Annotated in this window: 18 protein-coding genes and 2 tRNA genes; 5 read left to right on the forward strand and 15 right to left on the reverse strand. The window is 71.4% G+C overall.

Translation table 11 applies throughout. The features are described 5' to 3' along the window. The first annotated feature begins 40 nt into the window (after positions 1 to 40). Positions 41 to 1,342 carry a cytochrome b/b6 domain-containing protein gene (locus AB0D74_RS09235; RefSeq protein ID WP_362582212.1) on the forward strand — a complete coding sequence of 434 codons (1,302 nt, stop codon included), beginning with the start codon at positions 41 to 43 and terminating at the stop codon, positions 1,340 to 1,342. Beyond that, entirely contained in the window at positions 1,339 to 2,952 is a 1,614-nt protein-coding gene (locus AB0D74_RS09240; RefSeq protein ID WP_362582215.1) for an NADH-ubiquinone oxidoreductase-F iron-sulfur binding region domain-containing protein, read from the forward strand. Before AB0D74_RS09235 ends, AB0D74_RS09240 begins: the two co-directional genes overlap by 4 nt. Before the next feature lie 181 nt (positions 2,953 to 3,133). Here AB0D74_RS09240 and AB0D74_RS09245 read toward each other — a convergent pair. Beyond that, positions 3,134 to 3,206: transfer RNA gene (locus AB0D74_RS09245), tRNA-Ala, on the reverse strand. 113 nt (positions 3,207 to 3,319) lie between these two features. On the opposite strand from AB0D74_RS09245, the gene AB0D74_RS09250 reads away from it, so the two are divergent. Beyond that, positions 3,320 to 4,531 (forward strand): glycosyltransferase 87 family protein, encoded by a 1,212-nt coding sequence (locus AB0D74_RS09250; protein WP_362582218.1) that lies wholly within the window; start codon positions 3,320 to 3,322, stop codon positions 4,529 to 4,531. Here AB0D74_RS09250 and AB0D74_RS09255 read toward each other — a convergent pair. The 3 genes from AB0D74_RS09255 to AB0D74_RS09265 all read right to left on the reverse strand — a co-directional run bounded on the left by AB0D74_RS09255 (position 4,510) and on the right by AB0D74_RS09265 (position 6,458). Continuing rightward, positions 4,510 to 4,743, reverse strand: coding sequence for a hypothetical protein (locus AB0D74_RS09255; RefSeq protein ID WP_006136074.1), 234 nt, complete (start codon positions 4,741 to 4,743; stop codon positions 4,510 to 4,512). The two genes, AB0D74_RS09250 and AB0D74_RS09255, sit on opposite strands and share 22 nt — an antisense overlap. A gap of 3 nt (positions 4,744 to 4,746) precedes the next feature. Beyond that, positions 4,747 to 4,920: a hypothetical protein gene (locus AB0D74_RS09260; protein ID WP_107483215.1), complete on the reverse strand. Its 174-nt coding sequence runs from the start codon at positions 4,918 to 4,920 to the stop codon at positions 4,747 to 4,749. Between the two features lie 68 nt (positions 4,921 to 4,988). Continuing rightward, complete coding sequence (locus AB0D74_RS09265; RefSeq protein WP_362582222.1) at positions 4,989 to 6,458, reverse strand: MFS transporter; 1,470 nt, start codon at positions 6,456 to 6,458, stop codon at positions 4,989 to 4,991. A 124-nt stretch (positions 6,459 to 6,582) separates the two neighbouring features. Here AB0D74_RS09265 and AB0D74_RS09270 point away from each other — a divergent pair, with 124 nt between their 5' ends. Further along, complete coding sequence (locus AB0D74_RS09270) at positions 6,583 to 7,494, forward strand: helix-turn-helix transcriptional regulator (RefSeq protein WP_362583046.1); 912 nt, start codon at positions 6,583 to 6,585, stop codon at positions 7,492 to 7,494. 61 nt (positions 7,495 to 7,555) lie between these two features. Here AB0D74_RS09270 and AB0D74_RS09275 read toward each other — a convergent pair. The 7 genes from AB0D74_RS09275 to AB0D74_RS09305 form a co-directional block, all read right to left on the reverse strand. After that, positions 7,556 to 7,628: transfer RNA gene (locus AB0D74_RS09275), tRNA-Ala, on the reverse strand. Positions 7,629 to 7,739: 111 nt separating this feature from the next. Further along, positions 7,740 to 8,408 carry a histidine phosphatase family protein gene (locus tag AB0D74_RS09280; protein WP_362582225.1) on the reverse strand — a complete coding sequence of 223 codons (669 nt, stop codon included), beginning with the start codon at positions 8,406 to 8,408 and terminating at the stop codon, positions 7,740 to 7,742. Beyond that, positions 8,408 to 8,851: a ribosome silencing factor gene (rsfS, locus tag AB0D74_RS09285; RefSeq protein ID WP_362582228.1), complete on the reverse strand. Its 444-nt coding sequence runs from the start codon at positions 8,849 to 8,851 to the stop codon at positions 8,408 to 8,410. Before rsfS ends, AB0D74_RS09280 begins: the two co-directional genes overlap by 1 nt. Positions 8,852 to 8,952: 101 nt before the next feature. Further along, positions 8,953 to 10,695: an LCP family protein gene (locus tag AB0D74_RS09290; protein ID WP_362582231.1), complete on the reverse strand. Its 1,743-nt coding sequence runs from the start codon at positions 10,693 to 10,695 to the stop codon at positions 8,953 to 8,955. A 16-nt stretch (positions 10,696 to 10,711) separates the two neighbouring features. After that, positions 10,712 to 11,395, reverse strand: coding sequence for a nicotinate-nucleotide adenylyltransferase (gene nadD / locus AB0D74_RS09295; protein ID WP_093503106.1), 684 nt, complete (start codon positions 11,393 to 11,395; stop codon positions 10,712 to 10,714). 69 nt (positions 11,396 to 11,464) lie between these two features. Then, positions 11,465 to 11,632, reverse strand: coding sequence for a hypothetical protein (locus AB0D74_RS09300; protein WP_167450157.1), 168 nt, complete (start codon positions 11,630 to 11,632; stop codon positions 11,465 to 11,467). Positions 11,633 to 11,743: 111 nt separating this feature from the next. Further along, positions 11,744 to 11,905: a hypothetical protein gene (locus tag AB0D74_RS09305; protein ID WP_089106806.1), complete on the reverse strand. Its 162-nt coding sequence runs from the start codon at positions 11,903 to 11,905 to the stop codon at positions 11,744 to 11,746. Between the two features lie 98 nt (positions 11,906 to 12,003). Here AB0D74_RS09305 and AB0D74_RS09310 point away from each other — a divergent pair, with 98 nt between their 5' ends. Continuing rightward, on the forward strand, positions 12,004 to 13,119 hold the full coding sequence (locus tag AB0D74_RS09310) for a M48 family metallopeptidase (RefSeq protein ID WP_362583050.1): 1,116 nt from the start codon (positions 12,004 to 12,006) through the stop codon (positions 13,117 to 13,119). Between the two features lie 99 nt (positions 13,120 to 13,218). Here AB0D74_RS09310 and AB0D74_RS09315 read toward each other — a convergent pair whose 3' ends face one another. The 4 genes from AB0D74_RS09315 to AB0D74_RS09330 form a co-directional block, all read right to left on the reverse strand. Beyond that, positions 13,219 to 14,289: a hypothetical protein gene (locus AB0D74_RS09315; RefSeq protein ID WP_362582236.1), complete on the reverse strand. Its 1,071-nt coding sequence runs from the start codon at positions 14,287 to 14,289 to the stop codon at positions 13,219 to 13,221. A gap of 100 nt (positions 14,290 to 14,389) precedes the next feature. After that, a complete protein-coding gene (locus tag AB0D74_RS09320; protein WP_362582239.1) occupies positions 14,390 to 14,974 on the reverse strand; it encodes a hypothetical protein in 585 nt (194 codons plus the stop codon). 188 nt (positions 14,975 to 15,162) lie between these two features. After that, a complete protein-coding gene (locus tag AB0D74_RS09325; RefSeq protein ID WP_362582241.1) occupies positions 15,163 to 16,449 on the reverse strand; it encodes a glutamate-5-semialdehyde dehydrogenase in 1,287 nt (428 codons plus the stop codon). Positions 16,450 to 16,511: 62 nt separating this feature from the next. Further along, positions 16,512 to 16,940: a hypothetical protein gene (locus AB0D74_RS09330; protein WP_293995677.1), complete on the reverse strand. Its 429-nt coding sequence runs from the start codon at positions 16,938 to 16,940 to the stop codon at positions 16,512 to 16,514. Positions 16,941 to 16,945 lie beyond the last annotated feature (5 nt).

Genomic DNA, 16,945 nt, shown 5'->3' on the forward strand with positions numbered 1-16,945 from the left:
GCACCGGGACCGCTTTCCCGAACTGCTCGGAGTTGCCCCCATGAACCCTCGTCGTAGTAACAGCTCGCTCCCCAAGCCAGGCCGTTCGGCCTGGGGGGTGGCGTCCGCTGTCGTTCTGTTGCTCATACCCGTGGTTGTGCTGACCGGAGGCAGCCAGTTCCAGTCGTTCCTGAACTTCGGCGCGGGCGTGCTCTCGCTCGTCTCGCTGAGCTGCTCGGTGATCTGGGGTCTGATCTCTCAGGACCGCATCTTCCTCAACACCCGCCAGCGGATCGTCGCCCAGGCGGTGCACCGGACGACCGCGGTCGCCTCGATCGCGTTCCTGCTGGTGCACATCGTCACGAAGATCGCGCTGGATCACACCGTGGTGATCGCCGCGATCATTCCGTTCTCTCTCGGCATCACCGGAAGCGCCGGCCTGATCGGACTCGGTTCGCTGGCCGGACTGCTGATGATCTTCGTAGGCGTCACCGGCGCCCTGCGCAGCAACTTCGCCGCCCCGGCCGTCGTCGCGGCCCGCTGGCGGGCCATGCACATGCTGGCCTACCCGGCCTGGTGCGCCGCGCTGATCCACGGCCTGTACGCGGGCCGCGCGGCGAAGCCGTTCTTCATGATCTCGTACGACCTGTGCCTGATCGGCGTGATGGCGGCGCTGGCGCTGCGCGCCGCCCCGCGCCCGTTCAAGCGGAGGGTCGCCGACCGTCTCGTCTCCGTCCTCGGCAGCTCGGAACGGCCGGAGCTGGACGATCTGGACGCCAGCCGCGCCCGGGTGGGCGAGTCCGGGCTGCCGGGCTACGAGTCCCTGCGGGAGCGCGAGCCGAGGCCGTCGCGCGCCGACACCGCCGCCTCGCAGCCGAACCCGCTGTTCCCGTCCGGGGCTGCCGCGGCCCCCGGCCCCGATCCGGCATCCGGCTTCGCCGCCGCCTACCGGGCGACAGCCGCGCCCGGCCAGCCCCAGTCGCCGTTCGCGGCCGGCCAGACCGCGCGCATGGAACGCCTGGACATGCAGGCCACCCAGGCCAACCCGCGTATGGACGGCCCGTCCAGCACCTCGGGCAGCTGGCCGATCCCGTCGCCGCCGCCGGTCGGCGAGGCGCCCCGGTCCACGTACGACCCGATGCAGGACACCGGATACAACATCCCGGCCTATGGCAATCCGGGCGCCGGCGGCGCGGGTGGACGTGATGTGTACGACACGGGTGAGACGAATGCCCGGTACGGGACGTACAACTCGAATGACACGTACAACAGCGGTCCCGCCAACGAACCACCGCCCGGTGCGTCCTTCGACGCCCCGGGTTCGGGCGAACCTTGGAACACGCCTTCCGGAGGCTATAGGTGAACGAGGCCCTGCCCGACGTCCCAGAAGTCCGCGTGGTCGGCCTTCCGCAGCTCACGTCGGGCTTCGACCTTGTCGAAAGACTCGATCTGCCCATGCACCTCAAGGTGCACGGGCCGCTCGAACCCCTGGGCGGTGAGCAGCTCGCGCAGCTCTCCGAACGCATCAACCTGAAGGGCCGCGGCGGCGCGGGCTTCCCCTTCCACAAAAAGCTGCGCTCGGTCGCCGAAGCGGCGATCAAGCGCGGCGTACGGCCGGTCGTCGTCGTCAACGGCAGCGAGGACGAGCCGGCCTGCCGCAAGGACACGGTGCTGATCAACCGTGCCCCGCATCTGATCCTGGACGGCGCGCTGCTGTGCGCCGAGGCGCTGGGTGCCCGCACGCTCGTGGTGGGGGTCACCCGGGAATCCACGCAGCGCTCCATGGAGCAGGCGCTCGCCGAGCGCGGTCTGAGCAACGGCCGGCGTTCGGCGTTGAAGGCGTTCGTCCAGCGCAACCCGGTCCGCATGGTCACCGGTGCCGCCGCGTCGCTGATCCGCTCGATCGACGGCGGCCCGGCGATCCCGCCCGGCCGCAAGACCAGTGCCTCGCAGAACGGTGTCGGCGGCGCGCCCACGCTGCTGTCGAACGCGGAGACGTTCGCGCAGCTGGCGATCGCCGCCCGTATCGGTCCGGAGCGCTACGGCAACACCGGCCTGTACGACGAGCCGGGCACCGTCATGCTGACGGTCTCCGGCGCGGTCGCCCGCCCCATGGTGATCGAGGTCCCGACGGGTGTGCCGCTGCGTTACGTCCTGCAGCTGGCCGGCGCTCCGCCGGTGCCGCAGGGTGTGCTGACCGGCGGCTACCACGGCAGGTGGATCGACGCGGCCACGGTCAACGAGGCGATCGTCTCCCGCAACTCGCTCGACGCGGTGGGCGGTGCGCTGGGCGCCGGTGCGATCCTGCCGATCACGCAGGAGACCTGTCCGCTGGGCGAGTCGCTGCGGGTCGCCCAGTGGCTGGCGGAGGAGAGCGCGGGACAGTGCGGTCCCTGCTACCTGGGTCTGCCCGCTGCCGCGCGCGGCATGGAGGACATCCTCAACGGCGGCGGACCGGCCGCCCTGGAGGCGCTGAAGCAAGTCGCGAAGAACGTGAAGCGGCGCGGGGCGTGCTCGCACCCGGACGGCTCCGCGATGTTCCTCGAGTCGACGATCAAGGCGTTCACCGACGACCTCGCCGCGCACGTGCTCGGAAACGGCTGCGGACGGCCCGTGGAGGGCGTTCTGCCGCTCTTCGAGGACGGCAAGATGCCTTCGGGCATCCCGGGTGGCGGAGAGCCCGAGGACAACGGCGGCGGCAGCCGGCAGAAGATCTACGTCGACTGGACGTTGTGCCGGGGGCACGGTCTGTGCGCGGACATCCTTCCCGAGGTCTTCGAGCTGGGCGCGGACGGGTTCCCGACGGTCGCGCAGGCGAAGGTGCCCAGGTTCGCGGAGGCCAAGGCGCTACGCGCGGTGCGCCGCTGCCCGGCGCTCGCCCTGCGCCTGGAGGAGGACACGCGCTCGCAGGCGCCGGCCAAGAACCTGCCGGTTCTCTCGCAGGGCCGCGGTCGCCGGGCGCTGGGCCGCTGATCGCACGTTCACGCATACGTGGGGCGGGCCGCCGAAGAGGGTGGCCCGCCCCACGCGCGCGTGAGGAGTGCGCCGCGGAGGGAAGTTCCGTGGAAGGGTTTCCGTGTGCTTTCGGGACAATGCCGACCGCGACAACGCCGAAGGCGGACCATCCGTTCGGATGATCCGCCTTCGACTTCTGTGGAGCTAAGGAGAATTGAACTCCTGACCTCCTGCATGCCATGCAGGCGCTCTACCAACTGAGCTATAGCCCCGTGTTTTGGTCCGCCCGGCTTCCCCGGCGGCTTCGCCAACATTACACGGTCGAAGGGGTGCACCACCAAATCGTTTCCGTTCTGTGCGGATACGGACGCTACTGTCGGACTTCGTGACCGTGATCGCGTTCTCCGAGACCCGGCGCCGGGTGCCGGTGGCCCTGGGGGCGTGTCTCCTGTCGTTCGCGGCGTTCTGGGTGGCCCAGCGGGCCGCGCACGTGTCGATGATCGACCTGATGGTCTACCGGGCGGAGGGGGCGACCGTCCGCGCGGGCGGCGACCTCTACGCGCTGCGTACGACGGCGGCTCATCTGCCGTCCACCTACCCCCCGTTCGCGGCGCTGCTGTTCGTCCCGCTGACACTGCTGGACGTCACGGGCATGCGGACACTGGCGACGGCCGGGAACCTGGCCCTGCTGCTGGTGTTCGTCGGGCTGTCGATGCGGCTCGTCGGGCACGCGCGCGTGGAGCACGTGCTGTGGGTCGCGGCGGCGGCGGTGTGGTGCGAGCCGGTGTGGACGACCGTGCGCTACGGGCAGGTCAATCTGCTGCTGGCCGTACTGGTGCTGTGGGATCTGTCACGTCGTCCCGCTGAACGCCCGGACCGCTGGGCGGGGGTGGGCGTCGGGCTCGCGGCGGCGGTCAAGCTGACCCCGGCCCTGTTCGCGGTGTTCCTGCTCGTCAGCGGCCTGGCCGCGCGGCTCGCCGGACGGGACGGCGGCCCGTGGCTGCGGCACGCGCGCGGGGCGGCCGTCGTCTTCGCGGGGACGACGCTGCTGGCGGCGGCCGTCCTGCCGTACGACTCGTGGCGGTTCTGGACCGGGATGGTGTTCCGGACGGGACGGGTGGGGCGGGCCGAGGAGACCGCGAATCAGGCCCTGCGCGGCGTTCTGGCGCGTCTGCTGCACACTCCCGACCCGGGAGCCCTGTGGGCCGCCGCGGCGGCCCTGACGGCCGTCCTGGGGCTCGCGGTGGCGGTGACGGCGGAGTTGCGCGGCCGGCGGGCCTGGGCGGTGGTCGCCTGCGCGGTGACCGCGCTGCTGATCAGCCCGGTGTCCTGGTCGCACCACTGGGTGTGGTGCGTGCCCGTGGTGCTGCTGCTGTGGACCCGCGGGCACCGGACGGTGGCCGCGGGCACGCTGCTGGTCTTCTGCTCGTACGCACTGTGGTGGGTGCCACACGGGAACGGGCGGCCCGAACTGCACCAGAACGCCGTCGCCTTGACCTTGTCCGCGCTCTACACGGCAACCGGGGTGCTGTTCCTCGCGCTGGCCCGGACGTCGTTGCCGAAGCCGGGCCCGGGTCAGGCCGTGACGAACGAATAGAACCGTTTGAGTGTGCAGTGCTCTTCGAGGAGACGGCCGTAGATCGGCTCGCCCTCCAGCTCACGGTAGGTCTCGATCGGGTCGCCTTTTATGATCAGCGCCCGTGCGCATTCCTCGCACCAGTACTGGTAGTCGGGATTGATCGGCTCCATGTCGCGGACGATGGGGGTACCACTCCCGCACCAGTCGCACTTCCGCCTGTGTGCACCCATCGATCAGCTCCAGCTGTGGCCGCAGGCCGTGCACACGTAGGAGATCCCGCCGTTGTCGCCGAGTACCTGGGCGACATGCACGGAACCGCAGGAAGGGCAGAGCAGCCGGGTGATCGTGTCCCGTATCAACGCCGCACCGAGGAGGTGGCCGCCCTCCTCAAGGATGCTCGCAGGCATCGCTACTCCTCCCGTCGGGCCGCGCCCCCTTCCGGCCGTTTGATTCTGCCACGGCCGGACCAATACGGTCAGCGACGCCTCAGTACCAGTCCGGACACGGCACCCGCGACGGACGTCGCGGCGAGCGCCCATGTGCAGGCTGACAGCGCCTCCGCAGAGGTATACGCCCGCGGGCCCCCAACTGACTCAAGCCGGTTCAAGAACAGTGTGCCGAACGCCGCGACCCCGATGAGCTGGCCGAGCTGGGTGACGGTGGCGAGGAGTCCGCTGGCGTCCGCCGCGTCCTCGGGGCGCACGGTTGCGAGCGCGCCGGTGAGGGTGGGACTGAACGCGAGCGCGAGCCCCGCGCCCACACCGGCGTACGCCACATAGAGCTGCGCGCCCCCGTCGCCGCCCCCGTGGAGGGCCAGCCCGACCCCGGCCACGCCCAGCGCGGTGAGCGCGAACCCGGCCGGGGGCAGTGCCCGCTGCCAGGCGGCCGGCCACCTGCGCCAGGTGAGGGCGACCGCACCGAAGACGACGGCGGTCGGCGCGAAGGTGAGGCCGGCGCGCAGCGCGCTGTAGCCGAGGCCGCTCTGGACGTGCAGGGTGAGCGTGAAGAGAAATCCGGCGTTGACGGCCATGACGGCGAGGATCCGCAGGACGGCCAGGCCCATGCCGGGGTGGCGCAGCACGCGGGGTGCGACGATCGGGGCGCCGCCGCGCCGGGCCAGCCTCGCCTCGTACCCGCAGAACAGCGCGAACAGGAGCACGGCGGCGGCCAGGGACAGCCAGGACCACAGCGGCCAGTCCTCCTCCTGGCCGAGCACCAGCGGGACCGTCAGCAGCGACACGGCGGCCCCCAGCAGGACCAGGCCGGGCAGGTCCAGGCCGCGGGCCCGTTCGGGACCGGATCCGCCGCCGGGCGGCAGGACACGCCGGCCGAGGACGAGGAGTACGGCCCCGACGGGCACGTTGACGAGGAACACCGGCCGCCAGCCGGTGCCGAACAGGTCGGCGCTGACCAGGACGCCGCCGATGATCTGGCCGGCGGCGGCGCCGACCGCGAGGACCGCGGAGTAGGCGCCGAGCGCCCGTATGCGGGCCTCGCCGGTGAAGGCGCGCTGGATGATGCTGAGGACCTGCGGGATCATCACCGCCGAACCTGCGCCCTGCACGAGCCGGAACACGATCAGCTCGGTGGCCCCCTGGGCCAGGCCACAGGCGAGCGACGCCGTGGTGAACAGGGCGAGGCCTGCGAGGTGGACGCGGCCGTGGCCGAGCCGGTCGCCGAGCCGGGCACCGGTGATCAGCAGCACCGAGTACGTGATGGCGTAGCCGGCCACGACCAGTTGCAAGTCGGCGCCCGAGGCGTGGAGTTCGGAACCCATGGTGGGGGCCGCGACGTTCACGATGAAGACGTCCAGCACGGCCATGAACAGGGCCGCGAGGACGACCGCGAGGAGCAGCCGGGGCTGGTTGTCAGTGCCGGGTGCTTCACTTTTCGCAGGGGTCGGAGCGGGTGCGGGACCTGGTCCGGTCCGGGATGTCGTCGTCATGCGACCGAGCGTGGCGGCGGTCCGGTACGGGTGCCGAGAGCCCGCCGATGCTGGTACTGGCAGCACCTGGCAGAGGACGGGGGCTGCGCCGACGATGGATGACGTGACGACGGGGGACGTGACGATGGCGACGACAGCACACCGCCGCAGGCCGGAGCTGGCCGCGTTCCTGCGCGGCAGGCGGGCCCGGGTGCAGCCGGCGGACGTGGGGATGCCGCCGGGGCTGCGGCGGCGCACGCCCGGGCTGCGCCGGGAGGAGGTCGCCCAGCTGTCCGGGGTCGGGGTGACCTGGTACACGTGGCTGGAGCAGGGCCGGCCGATCAACGCGTCGGCGCAGGTGCTGGACGCGGTGGCGCGGACCCTGAAGCTGGACCCGCCCGAGCGGGAGCATCTGTACCGGCTGGCGGAGGTGCCGTTCGCCCCGGTGCCGGAGGGGCTGTCCCGGACGGTCGGCGCGGAGGTGCAGGGCATCATCGACGCGCTCGACCCGCTGATGGCGGTGGTGTACACCTCGCGCTACGACGTGCTGGCCACCAATGCCGCCTACCGGGACCTGTTCCTGGTGCCGGAGACGGTGCGGATCGGCGTGCCGAACGTGCTGTGGACGCTGTTCACGGTCCCGGAGGAGACCAGCCCGGTGGTGCACGTGCAGCGTGAACTGCCGGTGATGGTGGCGACCCTGCGTTCCTCCTACGGCAGGCATGTCGGCGAGCCGGCCTGGGAGGACTTCATACGGGCGCTGTCCCAGGCGAGTCCGTACTTCGCCCGGTTGTGGGCGAGCGGGGCGGTAGCGCAGCCGGGCCCGCGGGTGAAGACGTTCCGTCACGGGGCGGTGGGCGAGCTGCGGATGACGTCGCAGTCGCTGTCGGTCGACGGGATGCCGGAGGCGCGGATCGTGGTCTACACCCCGGAGGACGAACGGACGCGGGAGCGGGTCGCGTTGCTGCGGGAGCGCAGGCAGCGGCTGTGGCCGGTGACGGAGGAGGAGGCCACCGAGATTCTCCGGGAGTGGAACACAAGAAATCCCGCCCTCTGAAGAGGACGGGATTCTCATCACCGATCTTTGACAACTCGACAGTGTGTGGAGTGTCGATCTGTGGAGCTAAGGAGAATTGAACTCCTGACCTCCTGCATGCCATGCAGGCGCTCTACCAACTGAGCTATAGCCCCGTGCGTTCTTCCCGTCTTTCCGCTCGGCGGGGTGAACAAGAAGAACTTTAGCCTGCGACCTGCCGGAAAGTGAAATCCGGGCTCCGGGCGGGCCGGGTGGCCGCAGGTTCCTCAGTCGTCGTCGCCGAGCACGGGTTCCGGGAGGGTGCCGGCGTTGTGCTCGAGGAGCCGCCAGCCGCGGGCGCCTTCGCCGAGCACGGACCAGCAGCAGTTGGTGAGACCGCCGAGGCTCTCCCAGTGCTGGGACTCCAGGCCGAGGAGGCGGCCGATGGTGGTGCGGATGGTGCCGCCGTGGCTGACGACCACGAGGGTGCCGTCCTCGGGGAGCTTCTCGGCGTGCCGGAGCACGACGGGGGCGGCCCGGTCGGCGACCTCGGTCTCCAGTTCGCCGCCGCCGCGGCGGACCGGCTCGCCGCGCTTCCAGGCGGCGTACTCGTCGCCGTGGCGGGCGATGATCTCCTCGTGGGTGAGGCCCTGCCACACGCCCGCGTAGGTCTCCCGCAGTGCCTCGTCGCGGATCACGTCGAGGCCGGTGAGGGCGGCGAGCTGGGCGGCCGTGTCGGCGGCCCGCTTCAGGTCGGAGGAGACGATCGTGTCCGGGCCGAGGGAGGCGAGCAGGCGGGCCGCGCGGCGGGCCTGGCCGATGCCGGTCTCGGTGAGCTCGACGTCGGTGGAGCCCTGGAAGCGGCGCTCCACGTTCCAGGCGGTCTGGCCGTGCCGCCACAGGATGACGCGGCGACCGCGGCCTGCGCGGTCGGTCACCTCGCCCGTGGCGCTCATCACCAGTCTCCGCCCGGCTCGCCGGAGTCCTCGGCGGCCTGCAGCGCGGCGTGGGCCGCCGCCTTGCCGCGGGTGGCCTTGGCGTCGGCGGGCAGCTCGATCTCGGGGCAGTCCTTCCACAGCCGTTCCAGGGCGTAGAAGACGCGCTCCTCGCTGTGCTGGACGTGGACGACGATGTCGACGTAGTCGAGCAGGATCCAGCGGGCCTCGCGGTCGCCCTCGCGGCGTACCGGCTTGGCGCCGAGTTCTTTCTGGAGGCGTTCCTCGATCTCGTCGACGATCGACTTGACCTGCCGGTCGTTGGGCGCGGAGGCCAGCAGGAAGGCGTCCGTGATCGACAGGACGTCGCTGACGTCGTAGGCGATGACGTCGTGGGCGAGCTTGTCGGCGGCGGCCTGGGCTGCGGCGGTGATGAGCTCGATGGAACGGTCGGTTGCGGTCACTGCGTGGCTTTCCGTCGGCGGTCGTTTGACCTCAAGGGTCTCACGGACCGCCGGGCGCACCCCACGTGATTACCGGGTCACGTGGGGTGCGGCGGGCCGCCTCAGGAGGAGGACGGCTTGTAGTCCTGGCCGAGGACGACCGAGACGTCCGCGCCGGAGCCGACCGTGCCCTTCCGGACGGCACCGGTGCCGAGGCCGAGGGTCTTGGCGACCTCGGTGGCGTTCTCCTTGTCGGCCGCGTCGGAGTAGAGCACCTCGGAGGTGGCCCGGGTGCTGGAGGCCGTGCCGCCCTCCAGGAAGGTGTAGCCGCCGTTGACGAGGACCACGCGGGCCTTCTCGGTGTCGTCCTTGACGCCGGTGGCGTTCTGGACGGAGACGCGCACCGCGGATCCCGCCGACGGGCTCTTGGCGGTGCCGCCGAGGATGTCCTTGACGACGCTGGAGCTGGTCTCGGCGCTGAGGGTGCCGTCGCTCTGGACCGGCAGCAGGGCGGTCTTGTAGTCGCCGTCCTTGGCGAGGTCGGCGAGCTTGGCGAGGAAGGTGCCGAGGTCCTTGTCGGTGAGGGACGGGTCGAGGATCTGCGCGAGGGTCTGCACGGTGGTCGTCGCGGCGGAGGCGTCGGAGGACAGCTTGCGCAGCACGCCCTGCATGACCTGCCCGAACCGCTCCAGCTGGGCGTTCTGGGCCTCGCCGGAGGCGCGGTAGGTGGCGTAGGCGACGGCGGCCTTGCCCCCGAGGGTCTGGCCCTTGCCCTTGTTGACGAGGGGTTCCGCGCCCTTCTTCTTGGTGTCCGGGTCGGGGACGTCGGCGTTGGTGTCGATGTCGATGTTGCCGACGAGGTCGACGAGGTTCTGCAGGTAGGGGGTGTCCAGGCGCCAGGTGCCCTCGATGCTGGTGCCGAGGACGGTGTCGAGCTGGTCGCGGGTACCGGAGGAGCCGTCGCCGTCGACGGACTTGGCGAGGGTCGTGGTGGTGCCGTCGTCGTCGCTGAGGGCGAGGGAGTTGGGCAGCAGGACGGTGCTGCCCTGCTTGGTGGTGGTGTTGTCGACGAGCAGCACGGTCGAGGTGCCGCCGCCACCCGTGTTGTGCAGGTGGACGACGACCACGTCGCGTTTCTGGGCGGCTGCCGGGGTCGTCGTGCCGCTCTTGGCGGCGGTGGAGGACAGGCCGGGGATCTTTCCGGCGTACCAGAGGTAGCCGGCGCCGCCGACGGCGACCAGGGCGAGGACGACGACCAGGGCGACCATCCGGCTGCGGGCGCGGCGCTTGGCCTCCTCGCGGCGTTCGGTGCGGTTCTCGGTGAAGTTCAGCCAGTCGATGACGTCCTCGGAGTCGCCGTCGGGCTGTTCGACGAACGCGAACTGGGCGGTGTGGTACTCCCGTTCGTCGCCGTCCTGCCCGGGACCGGCGGCCTGCCCGGGACCGGCGGCCTGGTCGGCCGGCTTGGCCTGCCGCGGGATGTGCGCGGTCTGCTCGGCGACCCGGGGCTGCCGGCCGCTCGTGGCCGCCTGCCCGTAGGGGTCGTAGGCGGCGTGGCCGCCGGTGCCGTACGGGTCGTACGCGGGCGTGACCGGCTGCCGGCCGGTGTCGTGGACGGGAGCCTGCTGCCCGGTGTCGTACGACGGCGCGGCCTGCTGCCCGCCGCCGGCGTACGGGTCGTAGCCGTAGCTCTGCCCCTGCCCCTGCCCCTGCCCCTGCCCCTGCCCCTGCCCGGCGTACGGGTCGTACGTCTGCTGCTGCTGCTGTTGTGCGGGGATCTGGCGGTACACCGGCTGCCCGTACTCGTCGTAGCCGACGAGTACGTACTGGTCGCTTCCGTATCCCGCGTCGTATCGGTCGTTCACCGGTGCCCCTCTCGGCTCACTCGCCGCGGTACAGCTCGCGCTTGTCGATGTAGCGCACGACTCCGTCCGGCACCATGTACCAGATGGGGTCGCTCTTGGCGACTCTCGCACGGCAGTCTGTGGAGGAGATGGCGAGCGCGGGAACCTCCACCAGCGAGACTCCACCCTCCGGGAGACCGCGGTCGGTCAGGTGGTGGCCGGGCCGGGTGCAGCCGATGAAGTGGGCCAGGGAGAAGAGTTCCTCCGAGTCCCGCCAGGTGAGGATCTGGCCGAGCGCGTCGGCGCCGGTGATGAAGAACAGGTCGGTGTCGGGGTTGAGGGCGCGCAGGTCGCGCAGGGTGTCGACGGTGTAGGTGGGGCCGCCGCGGTCGATGTCGATGCGGCTGACGGAGAACTGCGGGTTCTCGGCGGTCGCGATGACCGTCATCAGATAGCGGTCCTCGGCCGGTGAGACGGCGCGGGAGGTCTTCTGCCACGGCTGCCCGGTGGGCACGAAGACAACCTCGTCGAGGTGGAACTGGGCGGCGACCTCGCTGGCCGCCACGAGGTGCCCGTGGTGGATCGGGTCGAACGTTCCGCCCATGACACCGAGGCGGCGTTTGCCCGTGTGCGCGGGGCCCGCCGGCGTGTACCGGGGCCGTGTCGCCATGTCGTCGGCCTCGTCAGCTGCCGGACCGGTAGGCATGTCCTGCTCTCCCATGCGTGCAGACCCTACCGGCCCGGCCCGTGGGCCCTGCCCCGAGGACCGGTGCCGGGCTCGGCGTCCGGCTCAGCGGTCGCGGTTGAAGCGGGTGGTGATCCACAGCAGGAGCAGCAGGATGACGAAGGCGCTGCCGCCGGTGACGGCCGGGTTGAGGCTGTTGTGGTTGCCGCCGTGCTCCTCGCCCTCTGCGGCGAGGGTGACCAACTGGGCAGCGGCGCTGTGGAGATTCATCATCTGCGGCAGGACCAATCGCGTGTGGGCGGGATAAAAGATGTCGGCTCATCGTATGCGGGCGCCCCGGCGGCGATCACGCCGACTCCTCCATCGGGGAACGATCCCGGCGGCTCAGTCGTCCTTCTGTTTGTACCCGCGCAGCAGGAACCAGGCGGTCAGTGCGCAGCCGACGAACATGACGACGATGACGACCCGGAGCAGATCGCCCGAGCTCTGGTGCTGGGCGGCGCTCGCGGCCTGGGTGAGCCAGGCGGCCGGGGGGTGGTGCTCCATGCGGACTCCTTCGGCTGTACTGCCCGTCCACGGTATCGCCGCCTAGGCTGGGCCCTGCCCCGGGGGCACGGCAGACACTCACGCACATGGGGGATGACATGTCCGACGACGGCCACCAGCACAACGGGCACGAGCAGGACGGGCACGAGCGGGTGCCGAGCAGGCAGCGCCGACGGTTCCCGGGGATCTCCTCGCGTGCGTACGAGCATCCGGCGGACCGTTCGGCGCTGGTGGCGCTGCGCAAGCTCAGCGGCTTCGACGCGGTCTTCAAGGCGCTCAGCGGGCTGCTTCCGGAGCGGAGCCTCAGGCTGCTGTTCCTGTCCGACTCGGTCCGGGTGTCCGACCAGCAGTTCGCACACCTGAACGACATGTTGCGGGACGCCTGTTACATCCTGGACCTGGAGAAGGTCCCGCCGATGTACGTGACGCAGGATCCGCAGCCGAACGCGATGTGCATCGGCCTGGACGAGCCGATCATCGTGGTGACGACAGGCCTGGTGGAGCTCCTCGACGAGGAGGAGATGCGGGCGGTCGTCGGCCACGAGGTGGGGCACGCGCTGTCCGGGCACTCGGTGTACCGGACGATCCTGCTGTTCCTGACCAGCCTGGCGCTCAAGGTCGCCTGGATCCCGCTGGGCAACCTGGCGATCCTGGCGATCGTGACGGCCCTGCGGGAGTGGTTCCGCAAGTCGGAGCTGTCCGCCGACCGGGCCGGGCTGCTGGCGGGCCAGGATCTGCGGGCCTCGATGCGCGGCCTGATGAAGATCGCGGGCGGCAACCACCTGCACGAGATGAACGTGGACGCGTTCCTGCAGCAGGCCGAGGAGTACGAGGCGGGCGGCGACCTGCGCGACTCGGTCCTGAAGATCCTGAACGTGCTGCCGCGCTCGCACCCCTTCACCACGGTCCGCGCGGCCGAGCTGAAGAAGTGGGCCGAGTCCCGCGACTACCAGCGGATCATGGACGGTCACTACCCGCGGCGCGCCGAGGACAAGGACACCTCGGTCGGCGACTCGTTCAAGGAGTCCGCGGCGAGCTACGCCAGTGACGTGAAGACCTCCAAGGACCCGCTGATGAAGCTGGTCTCGGACTTCGCGGGCGGGGCGGGAAACCTGGGCGGCCGGGTGAAGCGCGGCTTCGACGGCTTCACCAGCGCGCCCCCGCCGAAGGACGCGCCGCCCCGGGACACTCCCCCGGAGGACGACGAGGCGTAGCGGGGCCCTGACCTGTCACGGGATCGCTGGACGTCCGGATCGCTGGATGTCCGGATCGCTGGATGTCCGGATGGTCGGACGTCCGGTATGGCCGGCCGCTCAGACCTTCGGTTCGGCCGCGGTGGACAGCGTCCCGCACAGGGCGGTGGCGCCGTCCGTGGCGAACGGGTCCGTGCCCGCGGGGCCGCCTGCCTTGGCGGTCTGGCCGGCCAGCAGGGGGTGCAGGTGGTCGGCGGCGTCCTCGGCGCAGGACAGGGGGCCCGCCTGGACGTAGGAGACGACCAGCTGGGTCTGGTGCAGGCGCAGGTCGTCGCTGTCGAAGCGGAAGGTCAGCTGGCGGCGCACGGTGAACAGGGAGGCCTGGGCGCCGGCCGGGGCGCCGGTGGGCCGCAGCGCGTAGACGAAGGTGTGGTCGGCGGTGACCTCCAGGGTGGCCGGGTCGGCCTCGGTGGCCGTCAGAGTGCCCTGGACGCGGATCCTCGGGTCGGCGAGTTCGGCCCGGGTGGGGTCGAAGCGGACCAGCCATCCGGTGGGGGCGTGCCGGCCGTCCGCCGCGGGGTGGTCGACGCTCTGGTCGAACTGGTCGAGCTGACCGGGGTCGAGCAGCGCCCGTGCGGGCCGCACCGCGCTGCTGTCGAGGACCTCGGGGTAGAGCGAGGAGCGGACGAGGTAGTCCTTGACCGTGGTCAGGGCGGTGACGACCTGGCTGTCGGAGAAGTGCGCGGTGCTCCGGGCGGCCGGCAGGGGTATCCCCTCGGCGCCGACCTCGTACTGCGCGGCCGGGCTGTGCGCGAACAGCGTCTCGGCGTCGGCGGCGCCGGGCACCTTGCCCTGCGGGGAGAGCGGGATGACGGTCATCCGCAGGGGTTCGACGGGCGGCTGGGCCTCGTCGGTGCCGTAGGGGTGGCGGACGCCCATGTAGATCGCGGTGCCGAAGGCGACGAGGATCAGTACGACGAGGATCAGTGCCTGCCGGGTGAGGCCCCGGCGCAGGGCCGGGCGACGGCGTACGGCGGGCGCGTGGTCCGTCATGCGTTCGCGTGCGGAGGACTCCTGGAGGCGGGCAGCGCGGACGAACGATTCGTCGAAGACGACGGATCGGTACTCGTCCTCGCCACCCACGGGGGCGCCCTCGGGTGTCCCCTCAGGTGGGTCTCCTGGCCCGCCCATACTTTCAGAGTAGGTCCCGGGAGCCTCAGGTAAACGCCCTGCTACACGACAACTTCTGACAGGTTCTCACCAGGACCGCCACCAGGGCGACCGCGACCGGTCAGGGGGTGCGCGGGACCACGGAGACCGCCGGCTTGGCGGACTGGGAGTAGTCGGCGGACACGGAGGGTGCCGCCGCGGTGCCCTGTTCCTGGCCCGTGGAGGGGGGCCTGGGGACCTGGTCGCGGCTGCCGCCCGAGGAGGCGCTGCGGTAGACCGCGGCGAAGGCGAGCGCGACCATGCCGATGCCCATGACGAGGGCGAGCACCCAGGCGACCGGACGGTGCCAGCGGACGTGTTTGCCGTAGGTCCCGGCGGCGCCGTACCGGTCCTCGACCAGGTCGGTGTCGTCCAGGTCGTCGAGTTCGCCGGCGCGCCCGAACTCGGGGCCGTCGGGGCCGAAGGCGTCGTCGTAGCGCTCGCCTCTGGTGCGGGCGCGGCGGGCCTCGGCCTCGGAGGCCTCGGCTCTGGCCTGGGCGGCGGCAAGGAGGCGTTCGACGGCGGTCGGCTCGTGGACCACTGCCGCCTTCACGAAGGCCTCGTCGAAGACCACGGAGTCGAATTCTTCGTCCGACTTTCCGTGGTCATGGTCGTCGTCGGGCTCCCAGCCGTCAGGGAACGGCGTGCCCCCCACGTCCTCCGGCACGGATCCAGAGTAGACCTGGGGGGTCAATTTGGGCAGACGGTATGGAAATTCATAGGTCCGGTGAGACGCCTCTCACGCCGGCCCGGGTCCGCGTACGCCCTGCCGCGCGCCCGCACGCCGTACGGGCCGCGTACGCCCTGCCGCGCGCCCGCACGCCGTACGGCGTGCGCGGTTGGGCCGTACGGGTGTCAGCGGCGGATGTGGCCGTCGCCGGTGACGATGTACTTGGTGCTGGTCAGCTCCGGCAGGCCCATGGGGCCGCGGGCGTGCAGCTTCTGGGTGGAGATGCCGATCTCGGCGCCGAAGCCGAACTGGCCGCCGTCGGTGAAACGGGTGGAGGCGTTCACGGCGACCGTGGTCGAGTCGACCAGCTGGGTGAAGCGGCGGGCGGCCTGCTGCGAGGTGGTGACGATGGCCTCGGTGTGCCCGGAGGTCCACAGCCGGATGTGTTCGACGGCCCGGTCGAGGGAGTCGACGACGGCGGCGGCGATGTCGTACGACAGGTACTCGGTCTCCCAGTCCTCCGGGACCGCCTCGACGACGGTCGCCTTGGAGTCCGCGGCGTAGGCGAGGACGCGTTCGTCGGCGTGGACGGTGACGCCGGCCTCGGCGAGGGCGTCCAGGGCGCGCGGCAGGAACTCGGCGGCGATGTCCTGGTGGACGAGGAGGGTCTCGGCGGCGTTGCAGACGCTGACCCGGTGCGCCTTGGAGTTGATCAGGATGTCAACGGCCATGTCGATGTCGGCGTGGGCGTCGACGTAGACGTGGCAGTTGCCGGTGCCGGTCTCGATGACGGGGACCTTGGACTCCATGACGACGGTCTGGATGAGGGAGGCGCCGCCGCGCGGGATGAGGACGTCGACGAGGCCGCGGGCGCGCATCAGCTCGTGGACGGAGTCGCGGCCCTCGCCGGGCACCAGCTGGATCGCGTCGGCGGGCAGCCCGGCGCCGCCGACGGCGTCGCGCAGGACGCGGACGAGGGCGGTGTTGGAGGCGTGGGCGGAGGCGGAACCGCGCAGCAGGACCGCGTTGCCGGACTTCAGGCAGAGGGCGGCGGCGTCGACGGTGACGTTCGGGCGGGCCTCGTAGATGATGCCGACGACGCCGAGCGGCACGCGGACCTGACGCAGGTCGATGCCGTTGGGGAGGGTGGAGCCGCGGACGACCTCGCCGACCGGGTCGGGCAGCTTCGCCACGTCGCGGACGTCGGAGGCGATGGTGCGGACCCGCTCCGGGGTGAGGGTGAGGCGGTCGACGATCGCCTCGCTGGTGCCGTTCTCGCGGGCCTTGGCGACGTCCTTGGCGTTGGCCTCGACGATCTCGCTGGTACGGACCTCCAGGGCGTCCGCGATGGCCAGCAGCGCGTCGTCCTTCACGGCACGCGGCAGCGGCGCGAGGTCGGCGGCGGCGGCCTTGGCGCGGTAGGCGGCCTGCGTGACCGGGGACATGGCGTCGTACGGCGAAAGCGTCGTCATGAGGGAAGGGTAGTGCGCCCCGGCGGGCCGTCCACGCGTCATCCCACACCGCGAGACGTGGATCAAAACGGGTGAATACCGACCGGGGTCGCGGGCGGCGGCCCGTAGCCCTCGGCGACGCGCTGGTGGTAGGTGGCGCGGTCGATGACCTCGAGACCGACGATCTCCCAGGCCGGCAGACCGGCGGTCTGGCGGTGCTCGCCCCACAGGCGCAGGGCGACGGCGGCGGCGTCGTGCAGGTCGCGGGCCTCTTCCCAGTAGCGGATCTCGGCGTGGTCGCAGGCGTAGCGGCTGGTGAGGAGGAACGGGTGGTCGTGGGCCAGCTGTTCGAGTCCGCGGCGCAGTTCCGGCAGGGGGACCTCGGCACCGCAGACGCTGAGGGTGACGTGCCACAGGCGCGGCAGGTCCTTCGGCTCCTCGTAGGTGTCCCCGGCCGCGACGCTCGTCAGAGCACCGCGGGAGGCCGCAGCCCCAGGGCGCACTCGTCTCACGACGG

The organism is Streptomyces sp. NPDC048278 (assembly GCF_040652195.1).
In the GTDB taxonomy this organism is placed as follows: Bacteria; Actinomycetota; Actinomycetes; order Streptomycetales; family Streptomycetaceae; genus Streptomyces.

Coding starts and splice junctions, on each gene's coding strand:
- AB0D74_RS09235 (WP_362582212.1), top strand. CDS start 41: ATGAACCCTCGTCGTAGTAACAGCTCGCTCCCCAAGCCAGGCCGTTCG.
- AB0D74_RS09255 (WP_006136074.1), bottom strand. CDS start 4,743: ATGGGTGCACACAGGCGGAAGTGCGACTGGTGCGGGAGTGGTACCCCC.
- AB0D74_RS09260 (WP_107483215.1), bottom strand. CDS start 4,920: ATGCCTGCGAGCATCCTTGAGGAGGGCGGCCACCTCCTCGGTGCGGCG.
- AB0D74_RS09265 (WP_362582222.1), bottom strand. CDS start 6,458: ATGACGACGACATCCCGGACCGGACCAGGTCCCGCACCCGCTCCGACC.
- AB0D74_RS09270 (WP_362583046.1), top strand. CDS start 6,583: ATGGCGACGACAGCACACCGCCGCAGGCCGGAGCTGGCCGCGTTCCTG.
- AB0D74_RS09280 (WP_362582225.1), bottom strand. CDS start 8,408: ATGAGCGCCACGGGCGAGGTGACCGACCGCGCAGGCCGCGGTCGCCGC.
- nadD (WP_093503106.1), bottom strand. CDS start 11,395: ATGGGAGAGCAGGACATGCCTACCGGTCCGGCAGCTGACGAGGCCGAC.
- AB0D74_RS09300 (WP_167450157.1), bottom strand. CDS start 11,632: ATGATGAATCTCCACAGCGCCGCTGCCCAGTTGGTCACCCTCGCCGCA.
- AB0D74_RS09305 (WP_089106806.1), bottom strand. CDS start 11,905: ATGGAGCACCACCCCCCGGCCGCCTGGCTCACCCAGGCCGCGAGCGCC.
- AB0D74_RS09310 (WP_362583050.1), top strand. CDS start 12,004: ATGTCCGACGACGGCCACCAGCACAACGGGCACGAGCAGGACGGGCAC.
- AB0D74_RS09315 (WP_362582236.1), bottom strand. CDS start 14,289: ATGGGCGGGCCAGGAGACCCACCTGAGGGGACACCCGAGGGCGCCCCC.
- AB0D74_RS09325 (WP_362582241.1), bottom strand. CDS start 16,449: ATGACGACGCTTTCGCCGTACGACGCCATGTCCCCGGTCACGCAGGCC.